This is a genomic window from Psychrosphaera sp. (assembly GCF_982872775.1).
In genome coordinates this window covers 1-4,927 of the sequence record NZ_CEYNSH010000078.1, presented here as the reverse complement: position 1 = coordinate 4,927, position 4,927 = coordinate 1, and the positions used below count along the sequence as shown (strand labels likewise).

3 protein-coding genes and 1 pseudogene are annotated in these 4,927 nt (G+C 39.6%); all 4 read left to right on the top strand.

The window, feature by feature from the left end; all coding sequences use genetic code 11:
- Positions 1-639: MBL fold metallo-hydrolase (locus AC4E96_RS13825; protein ID WP_490256240.1), on the top strand; the 639-nt coding region annotated here is incomplete at its 5' end.
- Entirely contained in the window at positions 640-2,880 is a 2,241-nt protein-coding gene (locus AC4E96_RS13820; protein ID WP_490256239.1) for a CHASE2 domain-containing protein, read from the top strand.
- 6 nt (positions 2,881-2,886) lie between these two features.
- Entirely contained in the window at positions 2,887-4,518 is a 1,632-nt protein-coding gene (locus tag AC4E96_RS13815; protein ID WP_488034101.1) for an HD domain-containing phosphohydrolase, read from the top strand.
- A gap of 81 nt (positions 4,519-4,599) precedes the next feature.
- Positions 4,600-4,927 (top strand): annotated as a pseudogene (locus AC4E96_RS13810) (hypothetical protein); the annotation flags it as partial.

Genomic DNA, 4,927 nt, shown 5'->3' with positions numbered 1-4,927 from the left:
AATCACTGGGATCACATTCAAGGTTTTCCATTTTTTAAACCTATTTATCAGCCCAATCGTCTAATAAGCGTATTTGCTGGCCAAGTCGATAGCGATGACAAGTCTGCAATTGCAGAGCAGATGTCTGGTTCTCGTTTTCCAGTCAAATTTTCGCAACTACCTGCTGATATCAAGCTAGATACAGAGACTACCGCGGAGCCAATGTTTAATTTGGGTAGTTTCGATATAAAAACAAAGCTTCTTAATCACCCTGATGGTGGCACAGCATATGTTATTGAGAATAATGACATGAAGTTGGCCTATGTAACGGATAATGAGCTGAGTCCGCCTTATCAAGTCAAAACTACATTAGAAGAATGGGCATCGTTTATTCATGGAGCTGACTTACTAATTCATGATGCCCAATTTATCGATGAAGATTTACCAGAAAAACACGGTTGGGGCCACTCTACAATTCGACAAGTTGCCGAATTAGCTGTTGCCGCAAAAGTGAAGTCGCTAGCATTGATTAGTCATGATCCATTTCGCAAAGATAAAGAGCTACAACGCTTAGAAAAGACTATTCAAGAGCAGTTCTCAGAACATCTAAGTATCTTTTGTGCTCGTGAGGGTTCAATAATAGATTTGGGTGATAGTTAATTGTTAACTAGGTCACGATTATTAACGTCCAAACAGTTTTGGGTTGGAATTGCCATAACCTGTTTATTTTTGGCGATCGATATTGCCCGAATAGGACCCGTAAATAATGTTCTTGAGAGGGTTGAGGGCATTTTTTACGATGTTAGGTTAAACCTAACATTGAGCCAGCGGCCAACAGACCTTCCAGAGCAAGTCGTTATCATCGATATTGATGAAAAGAGCATGCAAGAGCAAGGACGTTATCCCTGGAGTCGTGCCAAAGTTGCTGAACTGGTAAATAAACTCAGTGAGTTAGGCGCTGTCGTCATTGCATTTGATATTTTTTTTCCAGAGCCTGAAATTAATCCTGTCGATAGCATCCTTAATATGGAAGCCAATTTTCAAAGCGATCTAGCACCAAATTTGAAACCATCGTTGCTTGAGATTAAACAAAGCGTTGACGCTGATTTAAAAATGGCTCAAGCCCTCTCTCAATCTGAAACCGTGTTAGGATTTTTATTCACTGATGAACCCAACCACTCTAAAGGCAGCCCTTTAGTCAGTCATGTGGATTGGGACAACACGGAACACACAGATAGAGTTGTCTCTCGTTATGCTGGTGCTATAAGCAATATATCTCCTCTTCAAGAAGCAAGCTTAGGACTCGGCTTTATAAATTCTCGGGCGGATTCAGATGGCTTTATCCGCCGGGCAGCACTTATTTTAGAAAAAGATGGAGAGCTCTATCCTTCTATCGCTTTAGAAGCAGCCCGACTGTATACATTGTCTGAACATATCAATATAAAATTTCAAAAGGATGATACGTCTGGTTTAAGCTTTGTGGAAGGTATCAGCTTAGTTGACCGCCAGCTCCAAACCGATGAATACGGACATATCTTGGTGCCATTTAAAGGACCAGCGTATTCGTTTCCTTATATTTCAGCGACCGATGTATTGAACAACCGAGTTACCCCACAACAAATTGAAGGCAGTGTTGTATTCATTGGGACCTCAGCGGTAGGGCTTGCAGATTTACGAGCCACCTCAGTTGGTTTGCAATATCCTGGAGTGGAAGTTCATGCCAACGTCTTTGAAGGGATAATGAATCCGGATATTGTTCCCGCAGAGCCTGATTGGTCAAAAGTATATACCTTAATAAAGATGTTATTAATTGGTGTGTTGCTGTCACTAATAATGATCAATCGAAGTGCATTATCAATAGTCTGTATTGGGTTGTTAGTAATAGTTATAATAGGCACTATCAATGCGTATTTCTGGTCTGAACTACACGTCAGCTTGAGGCTGTTTTTACCTTTATTATTAGTTTTTTCTTTAACAATTTATTATGTCTTTGTTGGGTTTATTGTTGAGACCAATACTAAGCGTAATATTCAGAACATGTTTGGTCAGTATGTACCTCCAGAGCATATTGAAAAGCTCATGGTCTCTACTAAAAATGCTGACACCAGCAGCGAACGGCGTGAAATGACCGTGTTGTTTGCCGATATAAGAAGTTTTACAACTTTGTCAGAGTCATTGTCACCAACTGAGTTGAGCCTATTTCTTAATGAATACCTTTCGACTGTGACTGAAATCATATTTAAACACGGTGGAACAATAGATAAATATGTTGGTGACATGGTCATGGCATTTTGGAATGCTCCGTTAACCCAACTCGATCATGCGCAGTTGGGAGTCGATACCGCCAAAGAAATAATAAAGTCATTACAAGAAGTAAACTCCCATTTCGAGTCGAAAGGTTGGCCTGCTGTTCAATTAGGGATTGGTTTAAGCACCGGTGACATGAACGTCGGTGATATGGGATCCCAATATCGAAAAGCTTATACTGTGTTAGGTGATGTCGTAAATCTTGGGTCAAGAATTGAGAGTTTGACCAAGTATTATGGGGTAGATATTTTGGTTTCGGAGCAAACCAAAAACCAAGCCTCAAAGGGCGTTTATAGAATAATCGATAAAGTAACTGTTGTTGGCAAGACCGAGCCTGTATGCATATACGAACCTATTGCCAACTCTGTTCTGGATCTTCCAGAAGCACAGGATTTATTGAATCTACACAAGGATGCATTTACCGCCTATTATGAAAGAGACTGGTCTGCGGCAAAAGAAAAGTTTAGTCAACTAACGCAAACAACATTGGTAACGACGCAAATATATAGTCTTATGTTGGAACGAATTAATAATATGGACATTGAACAGCTACCGGCAGATTGGTCGGGGCAATTCATCCACTCAAAGAAGTAGCATTTTATGGAACGTAAAAATTTAACTGACAGTTATGCATTGCAGCAGCTAGTTGAAATTAGTATTCGACTTTCAAGTGAAAAAGATACCAATAGGCTACTTGAAGAAATTCTTCATATTGTTATGTCTATTGCTAACTGTGATGCAGGTACGATTTATTCGATAAATTCGGAACAAGAGCTCGTATTTGAAACTGTAATCAACAAAAGCTTAGATCTTTATTTAGGTGGTAGTTCCGGTACGCCGGTTGAGTTTTTGAACATTCCTTTAATAAAAGATGGGAAACATAACAATGGTGCGATGGTGGCTCATTGTGCTAACAGTGGTGAAGTTGTTAACGTTCCGGATGTATACGACACCATTCCTTTTGATATGAGCGCAGCGCGCCGAATGGATGAAAGAACAGGCTATCGAACCAAGTCTATGTTAGTGATCCCACTTAAAGATCACTCCGAAGATATCATTGGGGTTATTCAGCTCATTAATGCACAAGAAGATGGTGTGACGGTTCCATTTAGTTACGATATCGAAACTTTAGTTCGATCTTTCGCTGCATTAGGTGCGATTTCATTAACAAATAAAGCTTTAGTCGAAAAGATGGAGCAATTGTTTATGTCTTTTGCTCAGACCATCGCAAAAGCCATTGATGAGAAGTCTCCGCATACTGGCGGCCACTGTCGTCGGGTTCCTGCATTAACTTTGATGATTGCCGAAGCTATCCACAATACGGAAAAAGGTCCCCTTGCAGATTTTACTTTAACGGATGCAGACCGTCACGAATTAGATATTGCGGGTTGGTTACATGATTGTGGAAAGATTGCCACGCCAGATCACATTATTGAAAAGTCTCGAAAATTACAAACAATATTCGATAGAATTGAATACGTTAATGCTAAGTTTGAGATAGTGTCACGAGACATTGAGATTAAGTATAAAAATCAAATGATTGAGGCATTAACCCACGGTGAAAAAATTGAGGTAATGCAATTAAAAACCGCCATGGAAAGAGAGTTGCAACAGCTAAAAGTCGAGCGTGCATTTATTCAAAAAGTGAACATGGGTGGCGAGTATCTTCAAGATGAAGAAGTGGCCTTGATACACAAGATTGCAAAGCATTATGATCTAAAAATAGAAGGTGTCCAACAGCCTATATTGAGCATAGATGAGGTCGATAATTTACAAGTAAGAAGAGGCACATTGACCCAAGCTGAGCGAGAAGTGATGAAACATCACATGGTGATTACTATGGATATTTTAGAAACCTTACCATTTCCTAAGCATCTACAGAACGTCACAGAATATGCTTTAGGTCATCACGAAACAATGGATGGTAAGGGTTACCCTAGAGGGTTAACAAAAGAGCAGATGTCGGTTCCAGCACGTCTTATGGCTTTGGCGGATATTTTTGAAGCTTTATCAGCGGCTGATAGACCATATAAGAAAGCAAAACCGGTAAGTGAATGCTTACGTATCATGGGGCAAATGGTTGAAAACAATCATTTGGATCCGGATATCTTTGCTATATTTATTGAGTCAAAAGTATATGAAGAGTATGTCAAGGAATTTGCATCTAAAGAGCAGTTGGATGGAATCGACTTATCTAATTTACCTGGTTACAAACCAATAAGTGACTGTTAATAATCTAGCTTTTTAATTCGGTCATTTTAGAAATATTGACTATTCTTGTACTATTCAGTTTTTAATATCATGAATTTATTAATGTTAATGCTATCTACTCGAATTACACCTCTTGCGATATCGTTACTTTTGTTAACGCTATTTAGTAGAACTGTACAGGCTGCACCGCTAGATGACCTCAATGTCAGCGGCTTTGGTACCATAGCTAGTGCAACTTCTGATACCGAAGACTACCGTTTCCGAGCGGACCGTTCTCAAGAAGCGAGCGCTAAAAAGGACGGTTTTGCTTTTAAGCCTTTGAGTTTAATAGGCTTGCAACTTGATTATAGATTCACTCAAGATTTTGATTTTGTCGGGCAATTTGTATACCGCGAGCAAGATAATCAAGACTTAGACTCTATCACCCAAA

Coding starts and splice junctions, on each gene's coding strand:
- AC4E96_RS13815 (WP_488034101.1), top strand. CDS start 2,887: ATGGAACGTAAAAATTTAACTGACAGTTATGCATTGCAGCAGCTAGTT.